This window comes from Streptomyces flaveolus (assembly GCF_044765825.1).
Classification (GTDB): Bacteria; Actinomycetota; Actinomycetes; order Streptomycetales; family Streptomycetaceae; genus Streptomyces; species Streptomyces flaveolus.
The window spans coordinates 181,843-195,664 of record NZ_JBIWKU010000013.1; the positions used below are offsets into that span (position 1 = coordinate 181,843).

At 74.1% G+C, this 13,822-nt stretch carries 15 protein-coding genes, 1 pseudogene and 1 riboswitch; of the genes and pseudogenes, 11 read left to right on the forward strand and 5 right to left on the reverse strand.

Annotated features, from left to right (window positions below):
• Positions 1-46: 46 nt before the first annotated feature.
• Positions 47-194: riboswitch (cobalamin riboswitch) on the reverse strand.
• Positions 195-334: 140 nt separating this feature from the next.
• Together ACIRG6_RS32150 and ACIRG6_RS32155 are read right to left on the reverse strand one after the other, a co-directional pair.
• Positions 335-556 (reverse strand): hypothetical protein, encoded by a 222-nt coding sequence (locus ACIRG6_RS32150; protein WP_189228480.1) that lies wholly within the window; start codon positions 554-556, stop codon positions 335-337.
• A gap of 33 nt (positions 557-589) precedes the next feature.
• Positions 590-1,843, reverse strand: coding sequence for an inorganic phosphate transporter (locus ACIRG6_RS32155; protein ID WP_403325193.1), 1,254 nt, complete (start codon positions 1,841-1,843; stop codon positions 590-592).
• 236 nt (positions 1,844-2,079) lie between these two features.
• Between ACIRG6_RS32155 and ACIRG6_RS32160 the strand changes: the two genes are divergently transcribed.
• From ACIRG6_RS32160 to ACIRG6_RS32170, 3 genes are all read left to right on the forward strand, one after another.
• On the forward strand, positions 2,080-2,751 hold the full coding sequence (locus tag ACIRG6_RS32160) for a class II aldolase/adducin family protein (RefSeq protein WP_350724496.1): 672 nt from the start codon (positions 2,080-2,082) through the stop codon (positions 2,749-2,751).
• Between the two features lie 583 nt (positions 2,752-3,334).
• Positions 3,335-4,465, forward strand: coding sequence for an alpha/beta hydrolase family protein (locus ACIRG6_RS32165; protein ID WP_318218012.1), 1,131 nt, complete (start codon positions 3,335-3,337; stop codon positions 4,463-4,465).
• A 169-nt stretch (positions 4,466-4,634) separates the two neighbouring features.
• A complete protein-coding gene (locus tag ACIRG6_RS32170; RefSeq protein ID WP_364682964.1) occupies positions 4,635-6,062 on the forward strand; it encodes a hypothetical protein in 1,428 nt (475 codons plus the stop codon).
• A gap of 2 nt (positions 6,063-6,064) precedes the next feature.
• Here ACIRG6_RS32170 and ACIRG6_RS32175 read toward each other — a convergent pair.
• Positions 6,065-6,427, reverse strand: a pseudogene (locus tag ACIRG6_RS32175) (hypothetical protein); the annotation flags it as partial.
• A 61-nt stretch (positions 6,428-6,488) separates the two neighbouring features.
• Between ACIRG6_RS32175 and ACIRG6_RS32180 the strand changes: the two are divergent.
• The 3 genes from ACIRG6_RS32180 to ACIRG6_RS32190 all read left to right on the forward strand — a co-directional run bounded on the left by ACIRG6_RS32180 (position 6,489) and on the right by ACIRG6_RS32190 (position 9,605).
• On the forward strand, positions 6,489-8,087 hold the full coding sequence (locus ACIRG6_RS32180) for an ABC-F family ATP-binding cassette domain-containing protein (RefSeq protein WP_239771109.1): 1,599 nt from the start codon (positions 6,489-6,491) through the stop codon (positions 8,085-8,087).
• Between the two features lie 335 nt (positions 8,088-8,422).
• Positions 8,423-8,644 carry a helix-turn-helix domain-containing protein gene (locus ACIRG6_RS32185; protein ID WP_018567695.1) on the forward strand — a complete coding sequence of 74 codons (222 nt, stop codon included), beginning with the start codon at positions 8,423-8,425 and terminating at the stop codon, positions 8,642-8,644.
• A 157-nt stretch (positions 8,645-8,801) separates the two neighbouring features.
• Entirely contained in the window at positions 8,802-9,605 is an 804-nt protein-coding gene (locus ACIRG6_RS32190) for an enoyl-CoA hydratase/isomerase family protein (protein WP_403325196.1), read from the forward strand.
• Positions 9,606-9,680: 75 nt separating this feature from the next.
• Here the strand turns inward: ACIRG6_RS32190 and ACIRG6_RS32195 are convergent, their stop codons facing one another.
• Complete coding sequence (locus tag ACIRG6_RS32195; protein ID WP_403325198.1) at positions 9,681-10,424, reverse strand: nucleopolyhedrovirus P10 family protein; 744 nt, start codon at positions 10,422-10,424, stop codon at positions 9,681-9,683.
• 85 nt (positions 10,425-10,509) lie between these two features.
• Between ACIRG6_RS32195 and ACIRG6_RS32200 the strand changes: the two genes are divergently transcribed.
• The 5 genes from ACIRG6_RS32200 to amaP are packed head-to-tail and all read left to right on the forward strand — an operon-like array spanning position 10,510 to position 12,796.
• Positions 10,510-10,971: an Asp23/Gls24 family envelope stress response protein gene (locus tag ACIRG6_RS32200; RefSeq protein ID WP_381687131.1), complete on the forward strand. Its 462-nt coding sequence runs from the start codon at positions 10,510-10,512 to the stop codon at positions 10,969-10,971.
• Positions 10,972-10,999: 28 nt separating this feature from the next.
• Positions 11,000-11,185 (forward strand): hypothetical protein, encoded by a 186-nt coding sequence (locus ACIRG6_RS32205; protein WP_318218007.1) that lies wholly within the window; start codon positions 11,000-11,002, stop codon positions 11,183-11,185.
• On the forward strand, positions 11,182-11,565 hold the full coding sequence (locus tag ACIRG6_RS32210; RefSeq protein ID WP_350724482.1) for an Asp23/Gls24 family envelope stress response protein: 384 nt from the start codon (positions 11,182-11,184) through the stop codon (positions 11,563-11,565). Before ACIRG6_RS32205 ends, ACIRG6_RS32210 begins: the two co-directional genes overlap by 4 nt.
• Positions 11,562-12,212 (forward strand): DUF6286 domain-containing protein, encoded by a 651-nt coding sequence (locus tag ACIRG6_RS32215; RefSeq protein ID WP_381687126.1) that lies wholly within the window; start codon positions 11,562-11,564, stop codon positions 12,210-12,212. The genes ACIRG6_RS32210 and ACIRG6_RS32215 overlap by 4 nt, the downstream gene beginning before the upstream one ends.
• Positions 12,209-12,796 (forward strand): alkaline shock response membrane anchor protein AmaP, encoded by a 588-nt coding sequence (amaP, locus tag ACIRG6_RS32220; protein ID WP_350724478.1) that lies wholly within the window; start codon positions 12,209-12,211, stop codon positions 12,794-12,796. The genes ACIRG6_RS32215 and amaP overlap by 4 nt, the downstream gene beginning before the upstream one ends.
• A gap of 268 nt (positions 12,797-13,064) precedes the next feature.
• Here the strand turns inward: amaP and ACIRG6_RS32225 are convergent, their stop codons facing one another.
• Positions 13,065-13,820 carry an SDR family oxidoreductase gene (locus ACIRG6_RS32225; RefSeq protein ID WP_403325201.1) on the reverse strand — a complete coding sequence of 252 codons (756 nt, stop codon included), beginning with the start codon at positions 13,818-13,820 and terminating at the stop codon, positions 13,065-13,067.
• Positions 13,821-13,822: the final 2 nt, after the last annotated feature.

Below are 13,822 nucleotides of genomic sequence, written 5' to 3' on the forward strand. Positions count from 1 at the left end.
GCCGCGCATGGCGATATGTCCTCACTCAGGGTGTCCACGCCCTGGTTCGACGAAATCGGCGGTGAGAGTTCCTGGCTCCCGGGGCCGTACGTGCGTACTGCCCCGGTGACAGTGGCGGGACCGCGCCGGACTCGCACCGGCTTCCTCTCCTGCCGCCGTAATGGCTCCGGCAGTCCACCACGGCCCGCGAACACCCGTCAACTTGCTGTTGACCTGCGGCGGGGGAGTGTGCGAAGGCCCACACACGGGTGGTGTGCGCCGGCACGGAAAAAGCAGCGGGGCGCGGGACGGTGGAGTCCGTCCCGCGCCCCGCGCACGGTGTGCGCCCTGCCGGTCAGGCGACGATCAGATAGATCCCGTACGCCACCGCCGCCGCGCAGGCCGCGAAGCAGGCGTAGGCGCCGGTGACCGCGAGCACCGCGGAGCCGCCCTGGGCGGTGGCCCGCTCCTGGCGGGAGAGGCCGACGATGCCGAGGGTGAACAGGGCCACCAGAGCCACGGTGGCCACGAGACTGACCCCGAAGACGGAGCCGAGGGCTGCCCAGTCGATTGTCATGGCGGTTCTCTTCCTTCGTACCCGGACGCGGGCTCAGACGGTGGTGACGGCCGACGGGGTCTTGGTGTCGGCGCCGGCGGGCGGGGCCGCGACGGTGGCGGTGAGCTCCTCGCTCACGCCCGCCGGGGGCGGGGTCACGGCGGCGATCGCCGTGGTCACCACGCCGGCCGGCTCGGGCTCCGGCGCGTCGTCGCCGTTGACGTTGGTGTGGTCGACGACCTCGCGCCGGGAGATCCGCCAGATCGCGAAGCTGGAGGCGACCAGGAAGACCGCGACGAGCGCCGTGCCCCAGTCACCGAAGCCGCAGACCCACTCGGCGAGCGCGGCGACCAGGGCCGCGGCCGGCAGGGTCAGGCCCCAGGCGACGAACATGCGGGTGGCCGTGGACCAGCGGACCACGCCGCCCTTGCGGCCGAGGCCCGCGCCCATGACCGAGCCGGAGACCGAGTGCGTGGTGGAGAGGGAGAAGCCGAGGTGGGAGGAGGCCAGGATGACCGTGGCGGCGCTGGTCTGGGCGGCGAAGCCCTGCTGCGGCTGGAGGTCGGTCAGGCCCTTGCCCATGGTGCGGATGATGCGCCAGCCGCCGAGGTAGGTGCCCAGCGCGATGGCCAGGCCCGCGGACAGGATGACCCACACCGGCGGGTTCGCGCCGGGGGCGAGGGCGCCGCCGGCGATCAGGGCGAGGGTGATGATGCCCATCGTCTTCTGGGCGTCGTTGGTGCCGTGGGCGAGCGAGACCAGGCCGGCCGAGGCGATCTGCCCGACGCGGTAGCCCTTCTCCGCGGCCTTGCCGTCGGCCTTGCGGCCGAGCGAGTACGTCAGCCGGGAGGCGAGCATCGCCGCGACGCCCGCGACGATCGGGGCGGCGACGGCCGGCAGGAGCACCTTGGTGACGAGCACGTCGCCGTGGACGGCGCCGATGCCCGCCGAGGCGACGGCGGCGCCGATCAGGCCGCCCATGAGGGCGTGCGAGGAGCTGGACGGGAGCCCGACCAGCCAGGTCAGCAGGTTCCAGAGGATCGCGCCGACCAACGCGGCGAAGATGACCTCGGGACGGATGCCGGTCTCGTCGACGAGACCTTTGGAGATCGTGTTGGCGACCTCCACCGAGAGGAAGGCGCCCACAAGGTTCAGCACGGCGGACATGGCCACCGCGACCTTGGGTTTGAGTGCACCGGTCGAAATGGTCGTTGCCATCGCGTTCGCGGTGTCGTGGAAACCGTTCGTGAAATCGAACGCGAGTGCGGTTACCACCACAATCGCGAGGATCAGCGAGAAGCTTTCCATTTACCCAGGCAATCGTTCGAGGTCATTGGCGCGTCGAACGTAGGTAACCAGGGTGAACGGAAGATGAACTGGACCGGGCGTCATGGTGACCGGAAACGGGGTCGTGACCTCCGCGAACGCCTGCGCTGCGTGCCCGCGCCGACGCTCTCCGGAGACGTGCCTGGCAGGATCGCCGTGGGGCGCCGGACCGCGGCGCGGCACAGGGCGTGCGGGACGCCCGACGGGAGGCGTGAACTGTGACGGAATCGCGGGTCGGACAGGTGTCCGCAGGGGAGTCCGAGGCCTGGGAGGCGCTCGTCGCGACGGCCCGGCGGACGGTGTCCGACGGGCTCGTGGTCGGCACCTCCGGCAACGTCTCGGTACGGATCGGCGACACGGTGCTGATCACCCCTTCGGGTGTGCCCTACGACCGTCTGGCCCCCGGCGACGTGACCGGCGTCGACCTCGACGGCCGGCAGGTGCTCGGCACCCTGGTCCCCACCAGCGAGCTGCCCATGCACCTCGCCGTGTACCGCACCACCGACGCCCGCGCCGTCGTCCACACCCACGCCGTGCACGCGACGGCGGTCTCGCTGCTCGTCCCCGAGCTCCCGCTGGTCCACTACATGGCCGCCGCGCTCGGCGGCCCCGTCAGGGTCGCCCCCTACGCGACCTACGGCACCGACGAACTCGCCCGCCACATGCTGGCCGCCCTCACCGACCGCACCGGCTGCCTCCTGCGCAACCACGGCACGATCACCTACGGCACCACCCTCGACCAGGCCTACGACCGCACCGCCCAGCTCGAGTGGATGTGCCGCCTGTGGCTGACCGCCTCCTCGGTCCCCGGCCACACCCCGTCCCTGCTGACCCCGGCCCAGCTGGACGAGGTGACGGAACGCCTGCGCGGCTACGGCCAGCCGACCTGACGGGCCCCTGCCGGGCAGCCGTCCGTCGTCACGCCGAGTGACGTGCGCCCCGGAGGGCAGGCGCCCGGCGGGCCGGCCCACGCCGGGGACCGCACGGGCGGCTGCGGAGGCGGCCCGGACGAGCGGCTTCCGCTCCGCCGGTGCCAGGTCCGGATGCGGGTGCTCGGCGGCTGCGGGCCGCCGGGTGTGCGCCGCCCGTCGCGCCGGGCCCGAAGTGCCGGCGCCCGCCGCTCGGCCAGGGAAGTGTCCGCTGCTCGGCGGGGATGCGACGGTGGGCGTCCTGCCGGGCCGGCGGGCGGGCGCGTGGGTAGGGGCGTGGTGTGTGGCGTCCGTCGCTGGGCCCGGGGGCGCCCGCTGCTCGGCACGCCGCGGCGGTTGTTCCGCCGGACCGGGTCGGCGGTGCCCTGACCAGGGAGCGGGGCGGCGACCGGTCCTCGCCGGACGAGGCGGAGCCGGGGGTTACGGGGCGGGTTCGGGGGTACCGGCAGTCGAGCCGGCCCATGGCCCCGGGCCCGGCCGGGCGTCGTCACTCCGTGTCGTCCGCCCGCTGGCCGCCCACGGACTCCACCGGGAGACTGGCCCCATGCGCACTGTCACAGCAACGGCCGCCGCAGTCACCGCAGCCCTGGCGGCGGCCGGCGCAGCGAGCGTCGCCGCCGGCCGACTGGCCAGCGACGCCGCCCTCAAGGCGCCCCCCGGTCGGCCCCTGCCCACCGAACCCCGCCTCACCGTCCACGGCACCGCCGCCGGGCAGATCACCCTCACCCGGGACCTCGCCGCGCTGCGCCCCGGCCGCTACGGCCTCGCGGGCGACGCGTCCCACGCGGTCGTCGGCCCGGTCCTCAGCACCGCCCAGCACGGCGCCGACACCGTCGTACGCCGCCTCGAGAGCGTCACCCACGGCACCTTCGACACCGGCGACCGGGCCTGGCTCACCCCCAACCTGTACGTCGGCACCCCCGGCACCGCCCTGGGCCTGGACTACACCGACGTCGACGTCCCCGGCGAACTCGGCCCGCTCCCGGCCTGGTTCGTGCCCGGCGCCCGTCCCACCTGGGTCATCGCCGTGCACGGCCTCGGCACCACCCGGGAACATGCCCTGAACCTCATGGCCCCCCTGCACGGCCGGCACGTCCCGGTTCTCGCCCTCGCCTACCGCGGCGACGCCGGCGCCCCGCCCTCGCCCGACGGCCTGCACCACTTCGGCGAGACCGAGTGGCACGACCTGGACGCCGCCGTCCACTACGCCCTCGACCACGGCGCCCGCCAGATCGTCCTGCTCGGCTGGTCCACCGGCGCCACCATGGCCCTGCGCACCGCCGCGCACTCCGCCGCTCGCGACCGCATCGCGGGGCTCGTCCTGGACTCCCCGGTGCTCAGCTGGGAGACCACCCTGCGCGCCCTGGCCGCCGCCCGCCGCACGCCCGGCGTGCTGCTGCCGCTCGCGGTCCGCGCCGCGCAGGGCCGCGCCGGACTGCACGCCGACGGCGCCGCCGGCCAGGCCGTGCGCGAGGCCCTCACGGTGCCGACCCTCGTCTTCCACGGCCCCGACGACACGGTCGCCCCCTGGCGGTTCACCCGCAGCTTCGCCGACGCCCACTCCCGTCTGGTCTCCCTCCACACCGTCCGGGACGCCCCGCACGGCGCCATGTGGAACGCCGACCCCGACTCCTACCTGGAGACCCTGCGCCGCTTCCTCACCCCCCTCGTATGACCCCGGCGGAGGCCCGCCGGGCCGCGCGCCGCTCAGGTTCCGTTCAGGGCCGTGCCGATGGCCGGTTTTCCCTCCCGGGCCGCCTGCTGAGGCCCCGCGCGGGCCGTCCCCGGCGCCGCCCCGGGCATTCCGTTTGGGTTTTCGGACCGTCAACCGGAAGACTGCACCCGTGACGTCCCGTATCCCGCGCGACTCCAGGCTTCGACTCGTCCGTCCGCGACCCCTGGCCGCCGCCCCCAGAGCGATGAACCAGCGCCGCCCGCACCGCGCCGCACCGCGCCCCCCGGAGGGCACACCGGCCCGGTCGGAACTGGCCCGAACGGCACGCTCCGTCCTGGCCGACGCCGCCCGCATCGCCCGCTGGGCCGACGCGGCCCTCGGCCCCGGCCGCGGCAGCGCGACCGCCGACGGCAAGGCCACCCTGTCCGACACGACCGCCGAACACGCGGCCCGCGAGCTGGGTCTCACCGTGGCCGAGGTCCGTGCCCACTGGGACACCGCACGCCTCGCCGGGCTGGTCGAGGTCCACGGCGGCACCGCCCGCCCCGGCTGGCGCCTGCGCGCCTGGAACCGCGACGACAGCGCCGTACTGCGCGGCTGGGTCGCCCTCTTCGACGCCTGGTCGCTCGCCCACCCGGAGCCCGACGGCCATGAGCCCGCCGCCGTCGCCGAGGTCGTCTCCGCGATGCCCCAGGTGCTCTCCTTCCTCCAGCTGTCCGCCGGACCCGTCCCGGTCGAACAGCTCCTGGACCTGCTGGAGCAGCGCGTCACCGAACTGCGCACCGAGCGCTGCGAGGTTCCCTACGGCCCCCGGCTCGAACCGGGGACCCCCGACGCCCCGCAGCCCCAGCAGCCCGCGGACGACGCCGACGGCACCCCGCTCGCCCCCCTTCTCGACTGGGCGCTGCACGCCCTGGCCTCCGTCGGCGCCCTCACCTGCGGCGACGGCCACGCCACCCTCACCCCGCTGGGCAGCTGGGCGGTCTGGGTCAAGCTGGAGCAGATCTGCGTGGCCGCGCAGAGCCCCGCCGGGAACATCGAGCAGTCGGCCGAGGCCATGCTCCGCGGCTGCGGCCGGCTCCGCCCGAACGCGGCCCGCGCCGAGTACCGCGCCTGGCTCGCCGCCCGCCCCGTCGGCAGCGCCGTCACCGAGCTGCTCGCCGCCGCCCGCGGCGAGGACGCCCTGCTGCGCGGCCTCGCCTTCGAGGCGCTGCGCGTCGTCGGCGCCCCCGCCGAGCCCGACGTCCGCGCCGTGCTCGACGAGCCCACGCTGCGCCCGTACGCCCTGCTGTGGCTGGCCGAGCACGACGGCGCCGACCCCGAGGACGCCCACGAGGTCCTCACCCGCCGGGAGGCCACCTGGCTGTGGGTGGACACCGCCGCCGCCGTCGCCGACCACGGCGAGGCCCCGCTGCTGGTCCGGCATCTGGAGTCCGCCGTGCAGCCCACCGTCCCGGCCCTCCTCGACGAGGTCCGCGCCGTCGGGCACCCGCGCACCGTGCAGGTCCTGGTCGCCCTCGCCGCCGCCCACCCCGACCCGGCCCTGGCCAAGGCCGTGCGCCGCGCCGCGTTCCAGGTGCACACGGGAGGCAGCTGAACGGCGTGCGCGACCGAGCCGCCCCGACCTTCGTACACGGTCAGTTCCGTGAAACCGAAGGCCTGCGTGAGCCGGCGGACCGCCGCCTTGGCGTCCGCGTACAGCAGCGTCGGACAGACGCTCGGGCGGCCGCCGTCCATGCCTGTCGTGCCGATCACTCCCTGGTGAGCCGGTGACGGTGACCGGACGCCGGAAGGTCCCGGAATCCGGCCCGTCGCCCGGTCTCGCACCGGCCACGGAGAGCGCCCCCGACCCGCGCCTGCGAACAGGGGTGCCCTCGAACAGGCGGCCGCGGGAAGCGGCGCCCGGGAAAAGTGGTTGCACGGCCCCGTTAGACTGGCCCCATGGCCATTCTCCTCGCGCATTAGACGGCGGGAAACGTCCTCAGCCGCCCATCCCGCCAACCACCCGCCCTGGAGTCTGTCCGTGATCTCCGCCTCCGGCATCGAGCTGCGCGCCGGTGCCCGCGTCCTCATCGAAAGCGCCACCTTCCGCGTCGCCAAGGGCGACCGCATCGGCCTGGTCGGCCGCAACGGCGCCGGGAAGACCACCCTCACCAAGGTCCTCGCCGGCGAGGGCATCCCCGCCGGCGGTACCGTCACCCGCTCCGGCGAGGTCGGCTACCTCCCGCAGGACCCGCGCACCGGCGACCTCGACGTGCTGGCCCGCGACCGCATCCTCTCCGCCCGCGGCCTGGACACCCTGATCCGCAAGATGCGCGAGAACGAGCAGCGCATCGCGAACGGCCAGGGCTCCACCCGCGAGAAGGCGCTCAAGCAGTACGAGCGCCAGGAGACGGAGTTCCTCACCAAGGGCGGATACGCCGCCGAGGCCGAGGCCGCCACCATCGCCGCCGCGCTCAACCTGCCCGACCGGGTGCTCGGCCAGCCCCTGCACACGCTCTCCGGCGGCCAGCGCCGCCGCGTCGAGCTGGCCCGGATCCTGTTCTCGGACGCGGACACGCTCCTGCTCGACGAGCCCACGAACCACCTCGACGCCGACTCGATCGTCTGGCTGCGGGACTACCTGAAGACCTACCGCGGCGGCTTCATCGTGATCTCCCACGACGTCGACCTGGTCGAGACGGTCGTCAACAAGGTGTTCTACCTGGACGCCAACCGCTCCCAGATCGACGTCTACAACATGGGCTGGAAGCTCTACCAGCAGCAGCGCGAGGCCGACGAGAAGCGCCGCAAGCGCGAGCGGCAGAACGCCGAGAAGAAGGCGTCCGCGCTGCATTCGCAGGCCGACAAGATGCGGGCTAAGGCCACCAAGACCGTCGCCGCGCAGAACATGGCCCGCCGCGCGGACAAGCTGCTGGCCGGCCTGGAGGCCGAGCGGAAGTCCGACAAGGTCGCCAAGCTGCGCTTCCCCGAGCCCTCGCCGTGCGGCAAGACCCCGCTCATGGCCGAGGGGCTGTCGAAGTCGTACGGATCGCTGGAGATCTTCACCGACGTCGACCTGGCCATCGACAAGGGCTCCCGCGTCGTCATCCTCGGCCTCAACGGCGCGGGCAAGACGACCCTGCTCCGCCTGCTGGGCGGGGCGGAGAAGCCCGACACCGGCAGGGTCATCGAGGGCCACGGCCTCAAGCTCGGCTACTACGCGCAGGAGCACGAGACCCTCGACCCGGAGCGCACGGTCCTGGAGAACATGCGCTCCGCCGCCCCCGACCTGGACCTGGTCGAGGTCCGCAAGACGCTCGGCTCGTTCCTGTTCTCCGGCGACGACGTCGACAAGCCGGCCGGTGTCCTCTCCGGCGGCGAGAAGACCCGTCTGGCGCTGGCCACCCTGGTCGTCTCCTCGGCCAACGTGCTGCTGCTCGACGAGCCCACCAACAACCTGGACCCGGCCAGCCGCGAGGAGATCCTCGGCGCGCTGCGCACCTACAAGGGCGCCGTCGTGCTCGTCACCCACGACGAGGGTGCGGTCGAGGCGCTCCAGCCGGAGCGGATCATCCTGCTTCCGGACGGCGTCGAGGACCTCTGGGGCTCCGACTACGCGGACCTCGTCGCCCTCGCTTGATCGAATGAATGATCCACTGGGTATGGATCATTCGGCCGATCCGTGATCCACCATCTGTGTGAGATCTCCTCATCATGAGGTGTGTCCTACATCGATGTCGCGGCCGGGGCCTCCACAGTGGGGGCCCCGGCCGTGTCGCCATTCTGACCTGCGCTTTCGTCAGGAAACCCGTTCGGCCGCAGGCACAACGATCTTCGGAACGGTCCATTCCGTATGTGGGGACGCGCTCCTGTCGTCACAACCTTGACTCATCGACCTTGCCGAATGGGTGGCCATGAGGCCCGGGAGGGGTGATCATGAGGAGACCAGAGCGCACTTCCCATGAGGAGGCACGGGTGGCCGAGACTCTGAAGAAGGGCAGCCGGGTGACCGGCGCCGCGCGCGACAAGCTCGCGGCAGACCTGAAGAAGAAGTACGACGCCGGTGCGAGCATCCGGGCGTTGGCCGAGGAAACCGGCCGCTCGTATGGCTTTGTGCACCGCATGCTCAGCGAGTCGGGCGTCACGCTTCGAGGGCGTGGCGGGGCGACCCGGGGCAAGAAGGCCGCATCGGCCTGACGTTCCGGGCGACCCCTCGGCTCCGAAAGTGAAGGTGGTCACCCGGTCGGTCGTCGGACCGTCCGGGTGGTTACTGTGCAGTCACTTAGCCCTGTCGTGATACGGCGGCAAGCCGGCGTACGACGGGGACGACGACCGCATCTTCCGGAGGCGCCCCATGGCTTCGCCCGCCCACGACCCCGTTCCCGCACTCGACAAGGACGGCGTGCGGCTCACCGTCGACGACGCGATCGCCACGGTGACGCTGACCAACCCCGCCAAGCGCAACGCGCAGAGCCCCGCTCTGTGGCGGGCGCTCACCGAGGCCGGCCGGCTGCTGCCGGGCTCCGTCCGGGTCGTCGTGCTGCGGGCCGAGGGCAAGTCCTTCTCGGCCGGCCTCGACCGGCAGGCGTTCACGCCCGAGGGCTTCGACGGCGAACCGTCGTTCATCGACCTCGCCCGGGGCGGCGACGCCGAGCTGGACGAGACCATCGCCGAGTACCAGGACGCGTTCACCTGGTGGCGGCGCAGCGACATCCTCTCCGTGGCCGCCGTACAGGGACACGCCATCGGGGCCGGCTTCCAGCTGGCCCTCGCCTGTGACCTGCGGGTCGTCGCGGACGACGTGCAGTTCGCCATGCGCGAGACCAGTCTCGGCCTCGTGCCGGACCTGACGGGCACGCATCCCCTGGTGTCCCTGGTCGGGTACGCCCGCGCGCTGGAGATCTGCGCGACCGGGCGCTTCGTCACGGCCGAGGAGGCCGTGACCACCGGCCTGGCCAACCTCGCCGTGCCCGCCGACCAGCTCGACGGCGCCGTGCGCGACCTGGTGGCCGCGATCCTGTCCGCGCCGCGCGACGCGGTCGTCGAGACCAAGGCGCTGCTCCAGGGCGCCCAGAGCCGGGACTACGAGGCACAGCGCGCCGCGGAGCGCGCCGCCCAGGGCCGCCGGCTGCGCGACCTGGCCGGCCTCGGAGACTGAGCCTTCGGCGGTCGGACCGAGTGGGCGGGGCGTCCGCAGCACACCCCGCCGCACCCGGCTCGCTGCTCCGGGTGTTCAGCCGATCTCCGTCACCAGTACGGCCACCGTGGGGTGGTCCGGCAGGGACTCGGTCACCGCTGCCCTGACCCGGAGGGCCACCTCCGCGGCCGGCCGGTCCGCGTCGACCGCCAGCTCCACCCGGACATGGCGGCGCGGCAGGGCCGCCTCCCGCCCGGCGTCCGGCGCCGTGATGTGCACCGGACGGCCCAGTGTGCCGGTCAGGCCTCGCACGCCCGGGACCGCGAGCGCGGCGCCCGCCGCCCGGCCCTCGTCCGTGTCGTCCGCTCCCGCCCGGGCCGCCGGGCCGTCCGAGGGCCCGGCGGCCGGCTCCGGTCCGGGACCCGAAACCGGCTCCGGTGCCGCATCGAGCAGATCCGTCGCCCGGAGATCGACGTCCGTCACCGTCAGACCGATCCGGCGCGTCGCCGCCTCGGCCAGCGCCGCGCGCAGCCGGGCCGCAGCGGACGGCAGCGGCTCGGCCGCCGACGCCGCGAAGTCGGCCGTCACCCGCAGCGGACCGGGCGGCAGCGCGCTCGGCGGCGCCGGTACGACCGGTTCCGTCGTCTCCTGCGGGGCGGCGAGGGCGATGCGCAGGCGTCCGGGCCGCACGCCCGGCACGTTCCGGACCGCGGCCAGCAGCGCTTCCCGTGCCGCGCGTTCGGCGACCCACGCGCCGTCCAGCGGCCCACCCAGCGGCAGCAGCCTGCCGAGCCCCAGCTGCTCCCGTACCGTCCGCGTCCACCGATCAGGCGTTGTCATTCCTTCAGCCTGCCGCATCCCCGGCGCGCAATCGCGGCACCGTGCTTACGGTGGGAAACAAGGACGACCGAAGGGATGTGCGGACATGAGCGACTTGACGGAGAAGGACGCGCCGGAGACCGCGAGAGCGCAGGCCGTCCGGCGCGGAGGAGGCGACCCCGGCAGCCGCGGCCGGACCACCATCGCCGACGGCGTCGTGGAGAAGATCACCGGAATGGCGGCACGCGATGTCGCGGGTGTGCACGCCCTGGGCAGCGGAATGGCACGCACCTTCGGCGCCGTGCGGGACCGGGTGCCCGGCGGGTCCAAGTCGGTGACGCGCGGAGTGAAGGCCGAGGTCGGCGAGAAGCAGACCGCGCTCGATCTGGAGATCGTCGTCGAGTACGGCGTGTCGATCAGCGATGTGGCCCGGGACGTACGGGAGAACGTGGTGGCGGCGGTGGAGCGGATGACCGGCCTCGAGGTCGTCGAGGTCAACATCGCGGTGAGTGACGTCAAACTGCCGGACGAGGAGGACGAGGAGCCGGCAGAACCGCGGATCAGGTGACGGGACGACGGACTGAGGGGAGCGCACCATGAGCATGGCGGTGATCGGCATGATCGCCGGGATGGCGTTGGGATTCGCCGGGTACTTCGGCGGATTCGGAGCCTTCTTGTTGGTGGCGGCCCTGGGCGCCGTCGGGTTCGTCGTCGGCCGGTTCCTGGAGGGGGACATGGACCTTGGCGACCTGTTCCGCGCCCGTGACGACCGGCGGCGGTGACCGGCGTGAACGAGGGGGCGGCTGAGGTCCGCGACGCCCCGACGGCGGTCCCCGCGGGCGAACGCGGGGCCACGCGGATCGCCGACCGGGTGGTCGCCAAGATCGCCGCCCAGGCGGCACGCGAGGCGGTCGGAGTACTCCATCCGGACGCCGAACGCCCGCACGCCACGGTCGTCGTCCATCACGACATCGCCCGCGTACGCGTCCACGTGGAACTCGACTACCCCTGCGACATCGGCGCCCGCTGCGGGCAGGTGCGTCACCAAGTCGTCCAGCGGGTACGCGGGTTGACGGGTATGGCGGTGCCGGAGGTCGGCGTCCAGGTGGAGCGGCTGCACCTGGCGGCGGAGTACGGCGCGCGACAGCGGAGGACGCGATGAGCGAACCCCAGGGCTCCGAGGGCAGCACGCAGCGCCTGCCCGTCATGGAGAAGACGGACGACACCGGACCCCCGCCGCAGCCCCTGGCCGAGGGCGAGCGCGGACCGCGCGGCCGCTTCTGGTCGGCGCGCCGCGTCCCCGCGGGCATCGTCGCCCTGCTCCTCCTGATCGCCGCGGGCGCCTTCCTCTACGACGTCGTCGCCGTCCGCGCCGGCCGCTCCGCCCTCGGCTGGCGCCGGGATCTGGCCCAGCAGCTCGCCGAACGGCCCCTCGACGACACGTGGGTGCGGGTCGGCGCCGGGGTCGCCGCCGCCCTCGGGCTCTGGCTGCTCGTACTGGCCCTCACGCCCGGCCTGCGCAGGATGCTGCCGATGCGGCGCACCCATCCTGACGTACGCGCGGGACTGCACCGGGACGCCGCCTCCGCGGTGCTGCGCGACCGTGCCGTGGAGGTCGCCGGCGTGCAGTCGGCGCGGGTGAAGATGCGCCGCAGGAAGGCCCGGGTGCGCGCGCTCGCGCACTTCAGGGAACTGGACGACGTACGAGCCGATCTGGACGGCGTGCTCGACGACACGGTGCGCGGGCTGGGACTGGCCCGGCCGCCCGCCGTGTCGGTCCGGGTGGCGCGGCCGGGACGGAAGGGGTGAGGGCCGTGCTCAGGACCGTCGACCGTGTGCTGCTGGGGCTCGTGGGCCTGGTGCTGATCGCCGTGGGCGGCGCCGTGCTCGCGGTGTCGTTCGACGTGTCGCCCCCCTCCTGGTGGGTGCACCAGGGGCCGCACGACGTGCTGCTCAGCCAGTCCGAGCGGACCCGCTGGCGGGACTCCGGCTGGTGGTGGCCGGTGGTCATCGCCGCGCTCGCCGTCCTGCTGCTGCTCGCCCTGTGGTGGCTCGTCGCGGTACTGCGCCGCCGCCGGCTCTCCGAGGTCCTCGTCGACACCGGCGACGGCGAGGGCGCGGCGCTGCGCGGCCGGGCGCTGGAGGGCGTCCTCGCTCAGGAGACGGACCGGGTGGACGGGGTCGAGCGGGCCAAGGTCCGGCTCACCGGACGGCGCGACGCCCCGCGGGCCCGCGTCCGGATGCTGCTGGCTCCCCACGTGGACCCCGGCACCGCGCTGGACGACCTCACCGCGCGCGCCCTCACCCACGCCCGCGACTCGGCCGGCCTCGCGGCCCTCCCGGCGGAGGTACGCCTGCACGGCGTCAAACACCGCGCCGAACGAGTCAGCTGACCCCGCGCCGGGAGCAGGCACCGGGCCCACCTGCCGGACGCCCGTCCGTCCGGTGACGCTTGGCACGCTCCCGGGAGGGCCACCGGCGGTGCCGCCGGGTCTCCGCCTGTCCGGTGGCGACTCGCACCCCCGGAGGGCCGGCGACGCCGCCGCCGGACCGGTCACACGCGTCACGCGTCGGACCCGGCCGAGCGTCTCCGCCGGCCGGGCGCCGCGAACCGCCGGGCCCGTCCTCCGGGCGGAGGGCGGGGGAGGGGGACGGCCGGCCCTAGAAGCCGTGCCGGCTGCCGCCGTCGACCGGCAGCATCACGCCCGTCACGTACGACGCCGCGGGCGACAGCAGGAACGCCGCCGCGCGGCCGAACTCCTCCGGGGTGCCGTAACGGCGCAGCGGGATACGGGACTCGCTCGCCACCCTGGTCGCCTCCGGGTCCGCGGACAGGCCGTCCAGCTCGCGCACCCGGTCGGTGTCGATCCGGCCCGGCAGCAGGCCGACGACCCGGATGCCGCGCGGGCCCAGCTCGTCGGCGAGGGACTTGGCGAAACCCGCCAGCCCCGGCCGCAGGCCGTTGGAGATGGTCAGGCCCGGGATCGGCTCGTGCACGGAACCCGACAGGACGAAGCCGATGACGCCGCCGTCCTCCAGCTCGGCGGCCGCCGTGCGGGCCAGCCGCACCGCGCCGAGGAACACCGACTCGAACGCGGCCTGCCACTGCTCGTCGGTGTTGTCGGCGACGAAGCCGGGCGGCGGCCCGCCCACACTGATCAGGACGCCGTCGAAGCGCCCGAAACGCTCACGGGCGGTGGCGATCAGCCGCTCGGCGGCGCCGGGGTCGGCGTTGTCGGCGGCCACGCCCACGGCGTCCGCGCCCAGCGCGTCCGCGGTGTCCGCGACGCTCTTCTCGTCCCGCCCCGTGACGACCACCTTCGCGCCGTCGGCGACCAGCTCGCGCGCGGCGGCGTTGCCCAGGCCACGGGTGGCTCCGGTGACGACGTACACCCGGTCCTTCAGTCCAAGATCCATGG